This window comes from Duganella sp. FT27W, assembly GCF_009295655.1.
Classification (GTDB): domain Bacteria; phylum Pseudomonadota; class Gammaproteobacteria; order Burkholderiales; family Burkholderiaceae_D; genus Rugamonas; species Rugamonas zoogloeoides.
In genome coordinates, this window is record NZ_WHIV01000001.1 from 888,712 (window position 1) to 904,904 (window position 16,193).

The 16,193-nt window shown below is 65.6% G+C and carries 12 protein-coding genes; 8 read left to right on the forward strand and 4 right to left on the reverse strand.

The genetic code is table 11. From position 1 onward, the window contains the following. Positions 1-7: 7 nt before the first annotated feature. Positions 8-1,378, reverse strand: coding sequence for an acetylxylan esterase (locus F8197_RS03830; protein ID WP_152880084.1), 1,371 nt, complete (start codon positions 1,376-1,378; stop codon positions 8-10). Between the two features lie 184 nt (positions 1,379-1,562). On the opposite strand from F8197_RS03830, the gene F8197_RS03835 reads away from it, so the two are divergent. From F8197_RS03835 to F8197_RS03855, 5 genes are all read left to right on the forward strand, one after another. Then, entirely contained in the window at positions 1,563-2,372 is an 810-nt protein-coding gene (locus F8197_RS03835; protein ID WP_152880086.1) for an ABC transporter ATP-binding protein, read from the forward strand. 14 nt (positions 2,373-2,386) lie between these two features. Continuing rightward, positions 2,387-3,811, forward strand: a complete 1,425-nt coding sequence (locus F8197_RS03840) for a DUF3526 domain-containing protein (protein WP_227012050.1) — start codon at positions 2,387-2,389, stop codon at positions 3,809-3,811. Then, a complete protein-coding gene (locus F8197_RS03845; protein WP_152880090.1) occupies positions 3,808-5,184 on the forward strand; it encodes a DUF3526 domain-containing protein in 1,377 nt (458 codons plus the stop codon). The genes F8197_RS03840 and F8197_RS03845 overlap by 4 nt, the downstream gene beginning before the upstream one ends. A 64-nt stretch (positions 5,185-5,248) precedes the next feature. After that, positions 5,249-6,829, forward strand: a complete 1,581-nt coding sequence (locus tag F8197_RS03850; protein WP_152880092.1) for an aminotransferase class V-fold PLP-dependent enzyme — start codon at positions 5,249-5,251, stop codon at positions 6,827-6,829. A 91-nt stretch (positions 6,830-6,920) separates the two neighbouring features. After that, complete coding sequence (locus F8197_RS03855; protein WP_152880093.1) at positions 6,921-9,194, forward strand: bifunctional diguanylate cyclase/phosphodiesterase; 2,274 nt, start codon at positions 6,921-6,923, stop codon at positions 9,192-9,194. A 111-nt stretch (positions 9,195-9,305) separates the two neighbouring features. On the opposite strand, the gene F8197_RS03860 is transcribed toward F8197_RS03855, so the two are convergent. Both F8197_RS03860 and F8197_RS03865 read right to left on the reverse strand, forming a co-directional pair. After that, positions 9,306-10,034: a carbon-nitrogen hydrolase family protein gene (locus F8197_RS03860; protein WP_152880095.1), complete on the reverse strand. Its 729-nt coding sequence runs from the start codon at positions 10,032-10,034 to the stop codon at positions 9,306-9,308. Positions 10,035-10,110: 76 nt separating this feature from the next. Then, positions 10,111-10,968, reverse strand: a complete 858-nt coding sequence (locus tag F8197_RS03865) for a hypothetical protein (RefSeq protein WP_152880097.1) — start codon at positions 10,966-10,968, stop codon at positions 10,111-10,113. A 162-nt stretch (positions 10,969-11,130) separates the two neighbouring features. Here F8197_RS03865 and F8197_RS03870 point away from each other — a divergent pair, with 162 nt between their 5' ends. Together F8197_RS03870 and F8197_RS03875 are read left to right on the forward strand one after the other, a co-directional pair. Continuing rightward, a complete protein-coding gene (locus tag F8197_RS03870) occupies positions 11,131-12,423 on the forward strand; it encodes a type II toxin-antitoxin system HipA family toxin (protein WP_152880099.1) in 1,293 nt (430 codons plus the stop codon). Next, positions 12,423-12,713: a helix-turn-helix domain-containing protein gene (locus F8197_RS03875; protein WP_152880100.1), complete on the forward strand. Its 291-nt coding sequence runs from the start codon at positions 12,423-12,425 to the stop codon at positions 12,711-12,713. The genes F8197_RS03870 and F8197_RS03875 overlap by 1 nt, the downstream gene beginning before the upstream one ends. Here F8197_RS03875 and F8197_RS03880 read toward each other — a convergent pair. Next, positions 12,710-13,681, reverse strand: coding sequence for a YihY/virulence factor BrkB family protein (locus F8197_RS03880; RefSeq protein WP_152880102.1), 972 nt, complete (start codon positions 13,679-13,681; stop codon positions 12,710-12,712). The two genes, F8197_RS03875 and F8197_RS03880, sit on opposite strands and share 4 nt — an antisense overlap. Positions 13,682-13,819: 138 nt before the next feature. Between F8197_RS03880 and F8197_RS03885 the strand changes: the two genes are divergently transcribed. Further along, positions 13,820-16,117 (forward strand): FdhF/YdeP family oxidoreductase, encoded by a 2,298-nt coding sequence (locus F8197_RS03885; RefSeq protein WP_152880103.1) that lies wholly within the window; start codon positions 13,820-13,822, stop codon positions 16,115-16,117. The last annotated feature ends 76 nt before the right edge of the window (positions 16,118-16,193 follow it).

Consider the following 16,193-nt stretch of genomic DNA (forward strand, 5'->3'; position numbering starts at 1 on the left):
GTAACACCTACGGCTTTGCCCCAACCTGTTGCGCCAGCCAGCGCTCGATGGTGGCTCGATGCTCCGGCGTAGTCAAGTGTACCTGCTGCGGATCGAGCACCAGTTCGCGCGGCGCGGTGATCACGTTGAACACCGCCAGCGTGGACGTAGGCGGCGTCACCATGTCGTTGAAACCGGCGTAGTACAGCACCGGCGCGCGCAGGCGGCGGGCGAAGTTGACGGTGTCGTAGTAGGCGCTGGTCGTCACCTTGGCGTCCACCGGCTGGTCCTGCACGCGGCCCTGGGCATCTTGCCGGAACAGTCCCGGCCAGCCGCCCGCGCGCCCGTGCAGGTAGCCGGTGACATCGCTGTAGGCCGGGTACGACGCGACGGTGGCGGTCACGCGCGCATCGAGCGCGCTGGCCATGATCGCCAGCTGGCCGCCCTGGCTGCCGCCTTGCGCCACCAGGTTCCTGCCGTCCCACTTCGGATGCTGGGCCAGGTAATCGAGCGCGCGCAAGGCGCCCAGGTACACGCGGCGATAATAATAAGCGTTGGGGTTGTCGAGGTTGTAGCGGTTGTAGCTTTCCAGCGCGCCGAAGTTGAGCTGCTCGTACAACTCGTCGGGCAGGTTGACGGGAATGCCGTGGATGCCGATCTGCAGCGTGATGTAACCCTTGGCCGCCATCTCCGCCGTGCCCTTGTAGCCGCGCACCCCGGCGCCCGGCACTTGCAGCACGGCCGGATACAGCCCGGCGCCGCGCGGCACCGACAGCACGCCATAGATGCGCGTGGGGCGCCCGCCCGGCGGCTGCGCCACGTTCTGGAAAGTCAGGTACGACACTTCCACCTGATCGGTCGACAGTGCTGGCGCCGCCGTGAGCGTGAACTGCGGCGGGACGGCGGCCAGCGCGCGCTTCTGCGCCTGCCAGAACTGGTCGAAGTCCGCCGGCTCCCTTTGCACCGGCACGATGTTCTGCGGACTGAACGCGGCCGTGGCCCGGCCTTCCTGCACCTTGTCCTGCACCGTGGCCTTGACCAGCAGCCGTACGAAACCCGGTTGCGCGAGCGCTGGCGCAGGCAGACTCAAACCCTGTTCCGGCACGGTCGCAGTACGCTCGGCGCCTTCCAGCATGTCCGGCCCCAGGCGATAGGTAATGGCGACGCCATCGACCGGGTAGGGCGTGAGATTGAATTTGACGCGAAACGTCGCAGCCTGCCCGACCGCGTAAGTCCAGTCCGCACGGTCGAGACTCACTTGCAGCACCGCGTCGGACGGGGCCACGGCGACCGTGCCGATTTTGGCGGGAGCACCGGCCAACGCCGGTGCGGCCATGGCTAGGTGGGCGAGCGCCAGCAACGTGGCGGCGAGGGGCTTGGTAAAGGTCAGAAGTTTCATGCCGAAATAGTAGCGGGTGCTCGCACTACGCTTGCCTGAGCGACGATAACAATCACCACTTTGAGCACAACCCGGCACATCTTTGGACTGGCATAACAATGCGCTAATGAGATATTATTCTCATTAATAAACGCAACCATGTTGCGATTGCAGTGTTTCTACCCCATCCGACCAGGAGAATTGCTTGACCATCGACAGTCTTCACCCGCCCGTGCAGGGCATTCAACCGGGCGGCCGCCCCGTGCTTGACGCCACCGCCGTGGTGGCCGGTTATGGCGGGAAGATCATTTTGCAGCAGCTCGATTTGCAGGTGCGCGCTGGCGAGATCTATGCGCTGCTGGGCGCCAATGGCGCCGGCAAGACTACCAGCGTCAGCCTGTTCCTCGGCTTTGTCGCGCCCACTGCCGGCACGGTCAAGGTGAATGGCTTCGATCCCGTGAGCGAACCGGCGCAGGCGCGCCGCCACCTCGCTTATATCCCGGAGAACGTCGCCCTGTACGAACATTTGAGCGCGCGCGAAAACGTCGGCTACCTGCTGCACCTGGCCGGCCAGCACGAAGACGCTGCCGCCATCGACCAGGCCCTGGGCGCAGCCGGCCTCGATGCGGCGGCGTTCGACCGCCGCGTGGCCGGTTTCTCGAAGGGCATGCGGCAGAAAGTGGCGATCGCGCTGGCCCTGGCGCGCAAGGTGCCGGCGCTGCTGCTCGACGAACCGACGTCCGGCCTCGATCCGCAAGCGATCTCCGAATTCAATCGCCTGCTGGGCGTGTTGCGCGCCCAGGGCGTGGCGATCCTGATGGTGACCCACGATCTGCTCAGCGCCGCCGACGTGGCCGACCGCATCGGCTTCCTGGAGGCAGGCCGCCTGCGCGAGGAGGTGGCCGCCACCGGCGCCGACCGCTTCGACGTGCGCGCGCTGCACCGGCGCTATGCCGCCCAAGCTGCACCAGCCGCACCAGCCGCACCAGCGGCGCAATCCGGCCGGGCAGCGTGACCATGGCCGCTTCCATGACCAAACGCATCGCCTTCGAGGAATGGCGCGCACTGGCGCGCGACCGCGCCGCCGTGGTCGGCCTGCTGCTATTGACGGTGCTGATGCTGGTGGCCGCGCTGACCGCGTACGAACAGCAGCGCGGCGCCAACGCCGAACGGGCGCGCTACCAGGCGCAGTCGAACCACGAATTCCAGGCCCAGCCCGACCGCCATCCGCACCGCATGGTCCACTACGGCCATTTTCTGTTCCGGCCCGTGAACCCGCTGGCGGCGTTCGATCCGGGTATCGACGGTTACACCGGCAGCACACTGTTCGTCGAAGGGCACCAGCAGAACAGCGCCAACTTCGGTGACGTGCGCCAGACCTCATTGTTGCTGCGCTTCGGCCAGTTGACGCCAGCGTTCGTGCTGCAAGTACTGGCGCCGCTGCTGCTGGTGTTCTTCGGCCACGCGGCCGTGGCGCGCGAACGCGAATCGGGCACCTTGCGGGTGCTGCTGGCGCAAGGCGTGGCCAGCCGCCAGCTGGTGCTGGGCAAGCTGCTGGCGTTGTGCGGCTTTACCGCATTGATGCTGCTGCCGGCGCTGGCCGGCCTGGCCTGGATGGCGGCCAGCGGCCACGCGCCGTGGCTGCCGGTGCTGCTGCTGGCGGGCGGTTATACCGGCTGGCTGCTGCTGTGGTCCGTGGGCGTGGTGCTGGTCTCGACCTTGTTCGCGCGGGGCCGCGATGCCTTGCTGGTGTTGCTGGCGGTGTGGACGGTAGCGGTGATCCTGCTGCCGCGCTGGATTCCTGATCTGGCCAGCAACGCCGTGGCGCTGCCCACCCGTTACGAAAACGTCATCAACGTCCAGCGCGACTACCTGGCGCTGGGCGACTCGCACAACCCGCAGGATCCCAAGTTCGCCGCCTTCCGCGACGGCCTGCTCAAGCAGTACAACGTCACCCGCGTGGAAGACCTGCCGGTCAACCTGAAAGGGCTGGTGAGCATGGAAGGCGAACGCCGCTCGACGGAACTGTTCAACCGCTACGCTGCCGCCGGCATGGACCGCCAGCAGGAGCAAAGCCGCCTGATCGATCACGCCGGCTGGCTCAGTCCCGCGCTGGCGCTGCGGCGCCTGTCGATGACAGCCTCCGGCACCGACCTGGCCAGCTTCCGCAGCTTCATCGAGCAGGGCGAAGCCTATCGCTACGCGCTGATCCAGGGTCTGAATAAACTGCATGCGGAAGAAGTGCACTACGCCGACGAAGGCAAGGCCGGCAAGGAGAACCGCATCTCGAACAGCCACTGGCAGGGCTTCCCGCCATTCCATTACCGCCAGGCGCAGGTCGATGAAATCCTGCTGCGCGCGGCGCCCGCCGGCGCCGCGCTGATCCTGTGGATACTGGCCCTGACGGGGCTCACCTGGTGGCTGGGCGGCCGTTTGGGGAGGGCCGTGCGATGAATTATTCCATACATTGGCTCATTTTCGAATGGCGCCTGATCGCCCGCTCCCGGCTGTCGGTGGTGGCCTTGCTGCTGTTGCTGGTGTTATCCACGCTCTCGGTGTGGTCCGGCGTGCAGGAAGTGGCGCGCCAGCGCGACACCATCGCCCAACTGGCGGCCTTGCAGGCGCAGGACGCCGCAGTGGCGACCACGCGCAATGCCACCGGCGGCAACGCCGGCAGCGCCGCCTACTACACCTTCCACCACACCTGGGACGCGCCGACGGACGCCGCCTTCCTGGCGCTGGGCCTGCGCGACGTGGCGCCATACGCGCTGCGCATCCGCGCGCTCGGCCTGCAGGCGCAGCTCTACGAAGGCGAGACCTTCAACCCCGAGGTGGCGCTGCCGGGCCGCTTCGACTTTGCCTTCGTGCTGATTTACCTGTCGCCGCTGTTCGTGATCGCGCTGCTGCACGACCTGGTGTCGAGCGAGCGGCAGTCCGGTCGGTTGCGTATGCTGGCGGCCATGCCCGATGGCGGCCGCCTGTGGCGCCGCCGGGTGGCGCTGCGCTTTGCGCTGCTGCTGGCCTGCCTGGTCTTGCCGGTGCTGGCTGGCGCCGGGTGGACCGGGCTTGACATGGGGGCGAGCGTGATCGTGCTGGTGGTGGCGGCCAGCTACCTGGCGTTCTGGATCGGCGTGTCGCTGCTGGTCGGGGCGCACGGCCGGCGCTCGGTCACCAATGCCACGGCGTTGATGGGCGTGTGGGCGGTGCTCACGCTGGTGTTGCCCACGCTGGCCAACGTGGCGCTCACCCGCGCCATTCCCGTGCACCAGGGCGTGGACCTGATGCTGGCGCAGCGCCAGGTGGTACACGGCGCCTGGGAAGTGCCGCGCGACGAGACCATGCGCAAGTTTTATCTCGGCCACCCGCAATGGCAGCACAGCGCGCCGCTGCCGGAGGGGTTCCACTGGAAGTGGTATTTCGCGTTCCACCAGCTGGGCGACGAGAGCGTGGCCGGGCAGGTGCAGCAATACCGTGCCGGGCTTCTGGCGCGCCAGGCCTGGACCGACCGCCTGGGCTGGGTGCTGCCCGGCGTCGGTGTGCAGGCGGTGCTGCACCGGCTGGCCGCCACCGACCTGCCGGCGCAACTGGCGTACCAGCAGCGCATCAGCAGCTTCCACGAGGCGCTGCGCAATTTCTATTATGGCTACCTGTTTACCGACCTGCCGTTCGGACCGGCGCAGGCGGCCCAGCAGCCGGTATTCGCGCCGGCGCCAGGCGCGGCGCCGGCCCCGTGGCGTGCGGCAGCAGCGGTATGCCTGCTGGCCTGGCTGGTATTTGCGGCCGGTGCGTGGCGGCTGGCGCGCCTAAAAGGCGGTGGCGAACGCTGATCTGAAGCACTTTTTTGCCACTTTGTTTTATACTGCCACCCCGCATTGGGTTGAAGGGTAGCAGATGAGTGACAGCGACTTGCGCGAATTGCTGAATCGGCATTTCGCGGTCGAACAGGTGGATGCGGACGTGCTGCAGCAAATGGCAGGCATGGTGCGCGACTGGCTGACGCCCGAGGGCAAGTCGCCGTATCCGGTCACGCCCATCGACCAGTTGCTGCCGCTGTTCGCCGAGCTGGCGCCGCCCCCGGACGGCATGGCGCCCGCCCGGGTGCTGGAAGAGCTGCAACGCAAGCTGCTGCCCCATACCGCGCGCCTGAACCACCCCAAGTTTATCGGCCACATGACCCAGGCGCTGCCCTGGATGACCGTGCTGGTGGAAGCGCTCACCGCCGCCCTGAACCAGAACCAGGTCAAGATCGAAACCGCCTACGCGTCCACGCTGGTGGAAAAACAGGTGCTCGGCTGGATGCACCGCATGGTCTATCGCGCGCCCGACGCCCTGTACGCGGACGCCATGCGCGCCAAAAACCACGCGCTGGGCAATGTCGTCAACGGCGGCACCATGGGCAACCTGACCGCGCTGGCGGTGGCCCTCGAGCGTACGCTGCCCGGCGTGCGCAAGCACGGCATTTACGCGGCGATGCAGCAGTCCGGTCATCGCGGCCTGGCGGTGATCGCCTCGGCGCGCGCCCACTATTCGCTGAAAAAGGCGCTGGGCACGCTGGGCCTGGGCGAGGACGCGCTGCACCGCATCCCGGTCGATGCCGACAACCGCATCGACCTGGCCGCCCTCGAAGACACCATTGCCGCGCTCAAGCGCGACCGCATCCGCATCGTTGCCATCGTCGGCATTGCCGGCACCACCGAGACCGGCGCCATCGATCCGCTGGCGCAACTGGCTGCCATCGCGCAGCGCGAGCAAGCCTGGTTCCACGTCGATGCCGCCTGGGGCGGGGCGCTGCTGATGGCCGAGCGCTTCCGGCCGCTGTATGCCGGCATCGAAGCGGCCGATTCGGTGGTGATCGATGGCCACAAGCTGTTCTGGGTGCCAATGGCGCAGGGCATGGTGCTGTTCCGCGACCCGGCCAGTCTCGACCTGCTCAAGCACAACGCCAACTACATCATCCGCAGCAATTCGGGCGACCTGGGACAGACTTCGCTGGAAGGCTCGCGCCGTTTCGATGCATTGAAGCTGTGGGTGTCGTTCAAGCTGCTGGGGGAGGGCGGATACGCCACGCTGCTCGGCCACGCCGCCAGCCTGACTGCCGCCATGCGTGAGCTGATCGCTGGCCAGCCCGATTTCGAACTGACCAGTAATTCGGACAATTTCATCCTCACTTACCGCTACCTGCCGCCGGCACTGGGGCAGCGCCTGGCGCAATTGCTGGCTGCCGGCCGCGTGGATGAGGCGACCATCGTCAACCGCCACGTTAACGAGCTCAATGCGCGCTTGCAGGAGCGGCAAAAGGCCAATGGCCACAGCTTTGTATCGCGCACGGTGCTCGAACGCGCGCCATTTGCCGATGGCATCACGGTGCTGCGCGTGGTGCTCAGCAATGTCCACACCACGCCGGCGCACCTGCGCGAAATCATCGCCGAGCAGCGGCAATTGGGCGTGTCGCTCGATCAGTCGCAACCGTGATTAATCCTGCTTTTGGGAAATAAAATTAACACCAAGTTCATAGTGTGATTTACAATCGTTTGCGCTAACCACCACGCGAACCGGCGTCCAGATGAATGTAGATTCACAGATTTTTATCCTCTTTTCGCTCGGAGTCGATCTCGTCCTGTGCATGGTGCTGGTGTTTTTGTGGTGGCGCCACAACGATGAAAAGCACGCGCTGGCGTGGGCCGTCGGCCAGTTTGCGCTGTCGTTCGGCATCGTGTGCTGGAGCCTCGGCCCCGATTACCTGCCCAAGACTGCCCTGGCCGCGCTCACGCTGACCGTCAGCGTGGCCGGTTTCTGGGCCGGTACCGAAGCCTTTCTTGGCACCTTGAACCCGGCACGGCTGAGGCGGGCGGCCGCTGTGTCCGTCGGGCTCGGTTTTGCCTGCTATGGCGTTTTTATCGCCATCGGTGTTCCCTGGTCGATTGCATCGGTGACCGCCGGCCTTTACGGCCTCACTTTCCTGTGGATCGGCTGGCGTCTGTTAAGCCAACGTACCGGCTACCACTTGCTGGCGGTGATATTCGTGCTGCGTGGCGTGTTCAACCTGGCCAATGGCATGTACCTGGTGCCGCAGCTGATCGAGCTGTGGCTGATCTGGTCGCTCCTGGTCAAATCGGCCTCGATGCTGTGCCTGATCCACGCGGTGCAGGACAAGATCCAGCGGCGCTACACCCACGCCATCGACAGCCTGGGCAAAGGCTTCCTGGTTTATGACCGCGACGGCGTGATCCGTACCGCCAATGAACGCTGCGTGCAGTTGCTGGGCGCACCCGGCATGCGGCAACTGATCGGCAGCAATATCGGCGACTGGATGACCGGCGTCACCCGCACCACGGTGGCCGGCCATTTCCAGCGCTTTGCCAGCGCCGCGACCTATCCCTACGTGGAGACCACGGTATTCCGCGCCGGCACCGAAGTCGAGCTGCCGGTGGAGCTGATCGCCTCGCCACACTACGAGCGCGGCCAGCTGTTTTGCATGATGCTGGTGATGGACATCACCGACCGCAAGAAAAAGGACGACCAGCTCTACCGCGCCGCCCACTACGACAATGTCACCGGCACCCTCAACCGTCACGGCCTGGGCATCGAGCTGGACAAGGCATTGGCCCGCGCCCGCGACGCCGGCCAGCAGTGCGCGGTGCTGTTCATCGACGTCGACAAGTTCAAACGCATCAACGATTCGTTCGGCCACGCCACCGGCGACCAGTTGCTGCGCCAGCTGGCGGCGCGGCTGCGCAGTTGCGTGGGTGAGGGCGATTTGCTGGGCCGTTTCGGCGGCGACGAATTCGTGGTAGTGCTGCCGGGACTGGCCGCCGGCATGGCGCCGACGCAGGCCGCTGCCTGTGGCGAGCGGGTGCTGCGCGCGCTGGGCGTCAGCTTCGAGCTGGCGCCGCACGCCATCACGGTTTCGGCCAGCATCGGCGTGGCCTGCCAGGGCAGCGACGGCGACGAGGCCGATACCCTGGTGCGCAATGCCGATATCGCCATGCACGACGTCAAGAAGTCGGGACGGGGCGCGTTGCGCTTCTTCGACGCCGGCATGAGCGCCTACGCACGCGAAGCGCTGGTGATCGACGGCGCGCTGCGCGGGGCGATTCCCGCCGGTGAGCTTCGGCTGGTCTATCAACCGATCATCGATGCCCGCACCGGCCGCATGGACAAGGTCGAAGCATTGCTGCGTTGGCATAGCGCCACCCTGGGGCACGTGGGTCCCGATCGCTTCATCCCGGTAGCCGAGGACAGCGGTCTGATCATCGACCTCGGCGCCTGGGTGCTGGCCGAAGCGTGCCGCCAGCTGGGCGCCTGGCGCGACCAATTGCCGCACCTGGCGGTCAGCATCAATGTCTCGGCCCGGCAGTTGCTCGATCCGGCGTTCCTGGTGCTGGTGGAGCAGGCGCTGGCCGAACACGGCCTGGCGCCGCAGCGGCTGGAACTGGAGCTGACCGAGCGGGTACTGATCGGTAACGGCGAACAGGTACGCGCGGCGCTGGGGCGGCTGCGCGAGCTGGGCGTGAGCATTTCGCTCGACGACTTCGGGACCGGCTATTCGTCGCTCAGCTATCTGACCCAGTTCGAGATCAACACCCTCAAGATCGACCGCGGTTTTGTGACCGGCATGGTGGACAGCCCGCGCAGCCACGCGCTGGTGGCAACCATCGTCGCCATGGGGCAGAGCCTGGGCCTGCAACTGGTGGCGGAGGGCGTGGAGACCGCCGGCCAGGCCGACGCGCTCGATGCGATGGGCTGCCACTACCTGCAGGGCTACCATATCTCGCGGCCGGTGGCAGCCGCCGACCTGCTGCGGTTTGCGGCGGTGCGCCGCGAGAGCGACCGCTAATAACCGTCCGCGATGGCACTGGCAACCGGTTTGGCGGCAGTCCTTGTCATCCACGTGGAGGTAAGAGGTGGAAACGGGGAAGGGGGCGCCGCCATCGTAACGCACAACGAGCTATAACGCGACCAATTCACCTGAGCCGGTTATAAAATTATAAATCAGCAGTGCCTCGCCGGTCGCCTCTGCGCTAATGACCAGTTCACCGGCGGTATTCCAGATACCCGATTGTCCGGCACCCACGAAGTTATCGGCCGGGCCCACGCAATTGGCCATGCATACCGTCATCGCGTGCTGCCTGGCGATAGCCGGATAATGGGCATACGCGGCAGCCACGCCGCGTGCGGACTTGGCCACGCTGGCGAAATAGATGTGCGCGCCCGCGTCTGCCGCCTGCTGTGCATGGTTCGGTTGCAACGATTCGTAGCAGATGGCCGGCGCCAATAACTGGTCACCGCAAGAGAATATCTGCTGCCGCGCGCCCGGAATGAAAAATGGCAGTTCATCGGCATGCAATAGCTGCTTGGCATAGACGCGGCGCGCCACGCCCGGTTGAAAGGCGATCATGCCGATCTCGATGCCGTCGTTGCCGCGCATGGGCGCGCCGACGGCAATCAGCATGCCGAGGCGGTCGCTCAGGCGCTGAAATTCATCGAGGCGCGGGTCGGACGGCAGCATCGCCAGCATTTCGGCCAGCCCGGGCTCATAGCCGGTCAGCGACAGCTCCGGAAAATAAATGCCATTGGCGCCGTGGTCGGCAGCGCGTTCGACCAATTGCACATGCTTGACCATATTTTGATCGATATCGCCAGCCATCGACGCGATTTGTGCAGCAACGAGCTTCATAAGGAGTCCTCTGTATCCGGTTCGACGACGTTGCTGCCGCGCGGGCCATGCATCCGTCTATAGACGTGGAAATGAATCACGGTGCGACGGTTGAAGATTGTGCCAGCTTCCAGCGTCGGCTCGGATAATCGATGGTAATCACCCGGTCCCCCAACGGCTTCAAACCGAGCACGCCGATCAGCCGCACTGGCGCGTCAAACCCCTGGTTCACGCAATACGCGGCCGTTACCGCGCCCACCGCCACGGCACCCACGATAAAGTCGCCATCGGCCCCGGTCTCGTAGCAATCGACCTCGCGGCCCCAGCTCTTGACCGAGTATTTGCGCACCTTGTCGCTGGCCTGCAGCGGCGCGTTGCCGGTGAGCGCGGCCCATTCTTCGGCCCTGGTGGCGGTAAGGCCGAAGCGGGTGGCGCCGGTGTCGAGCAGGGCGTAGCCGGGTGGCCGGCCGTGCTGCGCGACCTCGACCAGCGGATGGCCGCCGGTGCCGGTCCAGCGCGCATAGAACAGCGGCTGGGCGCTGGCGTCGTTCGCCAGCAGCGGTTGCGGCGCATAGGCCAGGCGGGCGCCGCCCAGGTCGAGCGTGAGCGTGCCTTGTTCAAAAAAGGCGTTGCCCAGGCTGGCGATCACGGTCTGTTTGCAGAGCGCGGTGGTCAAGCGCGCCAGGATGGCCGGTTCGGCACTGGCATATGCGCGGGCGCCCGCGATTTCCACCAGCACCTTGCGTGCCTCGGCAGCGGCCGGCGCCTGAGCGGCGTCCGGCTGCGCGTGCCAGATCACGCCACCATTGGCGCCCGTATCGAGCTGGGCGTAGCAGTCGATGCCGTCGATGGTGACCGGCAGCACCACGCCCAGCCGCTCCACCGGCCCACCTTGCAGGCTGCCCATTTGCCAGTGGAATGCTTGCCAGTCGGTGGCGCGGGCGGGCAATAGCATGCAGGACAGCAGCAGGGGGAGAGCAAGGCGCATAGACGGGATCTACAGATAAAGGACGATGTTAGCAGCTATTTATCTCGGCCACCCAATACGGTCATTTGGGAGCTTTAATAGCCTGATTATGCTTGAAATTGCGCTTATTAATGCTACTCTTCTGCCTATATGAAGCCCACGTGTAACCTCGAACTCTACCTTGACGGCGCCTGGCGCGATGCCGCCGCAGTCGATCTGACCGGCGACGCTGGCCGCGGCATCGACACGTCCACCGTGCTGGCCTACACGTCCGCCCACGCCATCGGCTGCCTGGACAGGCGCGACGCGGCCGCCTTGTCGGCCGCGCTGCCAGTGAGCCTCACGCTCGACACATTGCCCGGCTGGCCGGCCTTCCTGGTGGACTTGCTGCCGCAAGGCCATGGCCGGCGCGAGGTGCTGAAACAATTGCAGCGTCCCGAGTATGCCGAGCGCGAAGCCGACTGGGCGCTGTTGTTGGCTGGCGCCGGCAACCCGGTAGGCAATGTACGGGTGCGCGAGGCGCACCACTGGGCCATGCAGCGTACCGGGGAAAACCCGCGCGGCTTTACCATGGACGAGGTGGCGCGCCGCGCGGGCGACTTCAACGAATACCTGGCGCAGCACGGGCTGTTCCTGGCGGGTTCGTCGGGCGTGCAGGGCGAGTGGCCGAAGATACTGCTCACCCGCGCCCGCGACGGCCTGTTTTATCTCGATCACACTTTGCCGGACCACGAGGCCGACGAACATTTCATCGTCAAGTTTGGCCGCGGCGACGATCCGCGCCTGGCCGATATCCTGCGCCTGGAAGCGCCGTACATGCAGTTGGCCGCCATGCTGGGCCTGAATGTGCACCGGCCGTTGACGCTGGTGGACCGGGCGTTGTTCATTCCGCGCTTCGACCGTGCGGTAGCTGATGGCATCGTGCTGCGCCACGGCCAGGAAAGCGTGGCGGCGTTCTGCGAACTAACCGGATTCGGTGTGGCGCCCACCCATAACGAGGTGTGTCGCCGGCTGGGACTGTGGGCCACCGACCCGCTGGCAGACGTCATCGAATACGTCCGCCGCGACCTTGCCAATATCGCGCTGGGCAACAAGGACAACCACGGCCGCAACACGGCAATTCAGCGCCGCCAGGATGGTACGGTGGTGCTGGCGCCGCTGTTCGACTTCGCGCCGATGTGGCTGCACCCGGACGGTATCGCGCGCAAAATGCGCTGGGAACGGGACGATGGCGGCTCGCCGCAATGGGCCAGCGCCATTGCCCAGGCGGCGCAGGCGGCCGGTCTCGATGAGGCGGCGGTGAGGCAGGGTGTGCGCACCCTGGCCGAGCCGCTGGCCCGGGTGTATCAGGCCGCACTGGACCTTGGCATCGATGAACAGGCTTTTCTGAAGCCGATCGAAAAATTGCTGCTGCACGTGCGTGCGCAGCTGGAGGCGTTGTAATGGACAAGCGCTACCTTCCGCACAGCCCTTCCGAGCAACTGGCGCAGCGGCGCGCGCTGGCCGCGGAACTGGCGCAGCAGCCGGCCATGCCGATCCCGGACGTGCTGCGCAAAACCCGCACTGCCTTGCGCCTGACGATTGCCGAATACGCGGGCCTGTGCGGCGTCTCGAGCCGCACGCTGGCCGATATCGAACGCGGGCACACCAGTCCCACCCTGTCCAGCGTGGAAAAGCTGCTGCGTCCGGTGGGGTTGACGGTGGGGGCGGTGACCGCGCCTAAAAATCTTTAGCGCACGCCCGAACCGCCATCCTTGCCCGGCCCGCCGTCGATGCGGCGGCTGCCCAGCGTGGTCGCGTATTCGTGGGTGAACAGGGCGCCGAAAAAGAAGATCTGCGCCGAATAGTAAATCCACGTGATCAGCGCGACGATGGAGCCGGCCGCACCGTACGAGCTGCTGAAGTCACCGTGGCCGAGGTACAGGCCGATCAACACTTTACCGACCAAAAACAGCAGCGCGGTCAGGATGGCGCCGACGATCACGTCGCCCCAGGCGATGCGGGTGGCGGGCAGGTACTTGTACACGAACGCGAACACCACGGTGATGATGATCATCGACAACGCCGAAAAAGCGTACTGCAAGATCTTGCCGGGATCGGTGGGATCGGCCCAGCTGCTCTGGAATGCCGCCAGGCCGGCATTGATCGACAGCGACATCATCAGCATCAGCGCCAGCACCATCAACAGGCCGAACGACAGGAAGCGTTCGCGGATGAACAGCCACACGCCCGAGCCTTGCGAAGGTGGAATCTGCCACAGCTCGTCCAGGCTTTCCTTGAGTTCCGCAAACGCGCTGGTGGCCGTGACCAGCACGATCACGCCGGAGATGATGCTGGCCGCCAGGCTGCCATCGGCCTGGCGCGCGCCGGCAATGATCACCTTTAGTGCCTCGCTGCCCTGGGTGCCCGTCAGGCCGCCCAGTTCCGTCAGCAATGCGGTGCGCACCACGTCTTCGTCAAAAAACAGGCTGGCCAGCGCCACCACCAGCATCAGCATCGGCGCCAGCGAAAACAGCACATACAAAGTCAGAGCCGCCCCCTTGCTGGCGGCGCGGCGGTCGAGCCAGGCCATGGCAGCCGACTTGGCCATCTGCGCGACCGCGTACAGCCACGCAGACAGGCCACCCTGCTTGACACGCAGGGCGATCTGGCGGCGGTTGCGGGCGACGGGGTCATCCTGATCGATGGTGGTAGTGGTCATGGATTTAACAATTGGTGGCAATAAGCGCATCGTCGCCGCCAGCGCATTCTGTGGTCGGTGCGCACGCGCACGGAAGCGGAAAGGGCGGTACAGCACACTGAAGTCCAACCCAAGCCGACCACCATGCCAGGAACCCCGATGACCAAAGTAACTCAAGCCGAACCCTATCCCCATCCCGCCGGCGGCTGGGGCTCCGTCAAGGAGGTCGGCACCATACTGCTTGAAGAAGGCGTGCTGCTCAAGGGCGGCAACATCATGCTGCACCAGAACAAGACCGAAGGCTATGCCTGCGTGGGCTGCGCCTGGGCCAAGCCGGCCAATCCGCACCCGTTTGAATTTTGCGAAAGCGGCGCCAAGGCCACGGCCTGGGAAATCACCAGCAAAAGCATCGGCATTGATTTCTTCCACCGGCATACGCTGACCGAACTGCGCACCTGGTCCGACCATCAGCTCGAAGCCGTGGGCCGATTGACCGTGCCGCTGCGCTGGGACCCGGCCAGCGACCGTTACGTGGAAGTGGCGTGGGAATCGGCCTTCGATGAAATCGGCCGTGAGTTACAGGCGCTCGATCCGAAGAGCACGGTGTTTTACGCGTCCGGCCGCGCCTCGCTGGAAACCTCGTATATGTACCAGCTGGCCGCGCGCCTGTACGGCAACAACAACCTGCCGGACAGCTCGAATATGTGCCACGAGAGCACGTCGGTGGCGCTACCGAAGACCATCGGCGTACCGATCGGCACGGTCAATCTCGACGATTTCGAACAGACCGACTGCATCCTGTTCTTCGGCCAGAACGTGGGCACCAACAGCCCGCGCATGCTGCACCAGTTGCAGGCCGCGCGCAAACAGGGCGTGCCCGTGATTACCTTCAATCCCTTGCGCGAGACCGGCCTGCTGTCGTTCGCCAACCCGAAATCGCCGGCCGAGATGCTGAGCACTGCCGAAACGCAGATCAGCACCCAGTACCTGCAAGTGAAAGCTGGCGGCGACAGCGCTGCGTTGATGGGCCTGTGCAAGGTGCTGATCGAGCGCGATGACGCGGCGCAGGCAACCGGCGGCGCGCGCGTGCTCGATGCCGCGTTCATCGCCGAACACACGGCCGGCCTCGACGAATTTGCGGACAAGGTACGCGCCACGTCGTGGGCCGCCATCGAGAGCGAGTCGGGCCTGACGCGCGCGGCGCTGGAAGAAGCGGCAGCCACCTATGCCGCTGCCAAGCGTGTGATCGCGGTCTATGGCATGGGACTCACCCAGCACCGGCACGGTGTGCAGAACGTCGAGATGGTATCGAACCTGCTGCTCTTGCGCGGCAATATCGGCAAACCGGGCGCCGGCATCTGCCCGGTGCGCGGCCACTCCAATGTGCAGGGCCAGCGCACGGTGGGCATCACCGAGAAACCGAAGCTGGCGCCGCTCGATCAGCTGGAAAAACAGTACGGCTTTGCGCCGCCGCGTGACGAGGGCTTGAATACCGTGACCGCCTGTCGCGGCATGATGGATGGTACTGTCAAGGCGTTCATCGGCCTGGGCGGCAATTTCCTGCGCGCCGCACCCGATACCGACCGTCTGGAACCGGCCTGGTCGAAGCTGCGCCTGAACGTGCAGATTGCCACCAAGCTCAATCGCAGCCACGTGGTGCCGGGCGCCGTCAATTACCTGCTGCCATGCCTGGGCCGTATCGAGATCGACCGGCAGGCTGGTGGCGAGCAGTCGGTGGCGGTGGAGGACAGCACCGGTTATATGCACGGCTCGCGCGGCCGCGCCGAACCGGCTGCCGGCACGCTGTGGTCAGAACCGGCCATCGTGGCCGGACTGGCGCAAGCGATGCTGCCGCCCGAACGCGCCGCGCTGGTGCCGTGGGCCGACTGGGTGGCCGATTACAGCCGCATCCGCGACGCCATCGCCGTCACCTTCCCCGACATCTTCAAGGATTTCAACGCGCGCATGTGGGAGCCGGGCGGCTTCCGGCGTCCGGTGCCGGCCGCGCACCGCGAGTGGAAAACTCCGAACGGCCGCGCCAACTTCATCGCCCCGGCCACGCTGGACGAAGACCCGGACCAGCCGCCAATTGACGGCGATGTGCTGCGCCTGTTTACCATCCGCAGCGACAGCCAGTTCAACACCACCGTGTACAACGAGGACGACCGCTTCCGCGGCATTTATGGCGGCCGCAAGGTCTTGCTGGTCAACCTGGCAGACCTCGCTCGCCTGGGCCTGGCGGAAGGAGATATGGTGGACGTGCACGGCGTGACCGACGACGGCGTGGTCCGCACCGTGCCGGGCCTGAAGCTGGTCGCCTACGACGTGCCGCCGGGCTGCATCGCCGGCTATTACCCGGAATGCAATCCGTTGCTGCCGCTTGAACATCATGCACTGGAAAGCATGGTGCCCGCTGCCAAGGCGATTTCCGTCCGGTTGATGGCAGCGGCGGGATAACCGTCGCAAAATCACACAATGTCACGCGGCTGACATACTGCTGCGATAACATCAGGAAACTTTTGTTCCCCTGGAT

Excerpts from the sequence above, each read along its gene's own strand:
- F8197_RS03830 (WP_152880084.1), bottom strand. The coding sequence starts at position 1,378 with ATGAAACTTCTGACCTTTACCAAGCCCCTCGCCGCCACGTTGCTGGCG.
- F8197_RS03840 (WP_227012050.1), top strand. The coding sequence starts at position 2,387 with ATGACCAAACGCATCGCCTTCGAGGAATGGCGCGCACTGGCGCGCGAC.
- F8197_RS03845 (WP_152880090.1), top strand. The coding sequence starts at position 3,808 with ATGAATTATTCCATACATTGGCTCATTTTCGAATGGCGCCTGATCGCC.
- F8197_RS03850 (WP_152880092.1), top strand. The coding sequence starts at position 5,249 with ATGAGTGACAGCGACTTGCGCGAATTGCTGAATCGGCATTTCGCGGTC.
- F8197_RS03855 (WP_152880093.1), top strand. The coding sequence starts at position 6,921 with ATGAATGTAGATTCACAGATTTTTATCCTCTTTTCGCTCGGAGTCGAT.
- F8197_RS03860 (WP_152880095.1), bottom strand. The coding sequence starts at position 10,034 with ATGAAGCTCGTTGCTGCACAAATCGCGTCGATGGCTGGCGATATCGAT.
- F8197_RS03865 (WP_152880097.1), bottom strand. The coding sequence starts at position 10,968 with ATGCTATTGCCCGCCCGCGCCACCGACTGGCAAGCATTCCACTGGCAA.
- F8197_RS03870 (WP_152880099.1), top strand. The coding sequence starts at position 11,131 with ATGAAGCCCACGTGTAACCTCGAACTCTACCTTGACGGCGCCTGGCGC.
- F8197_RS03875 (WP_152880100.1), top strand. The coding sequence starts at position 12,423 with ATGGACAAGCGCTACCTTCCGCACAGCCCTTCCGAGCAACTGGCGCAG.
- F8197_RS03880 (WP_152880102.1), bottom strand. The coding sequence starts at position 13,681 with ATGACCACTACCACCATCGATCAGGATGACCCCGTCGCCCGCAACCGC.
- F8197_RS03885 (WP_152880103.1), top strand. The coding sequence starts at position 13,820 with ATGACCAAAGTAACTCAAGCCGAACCCTATCCCCATCCCGCCGGCGGC.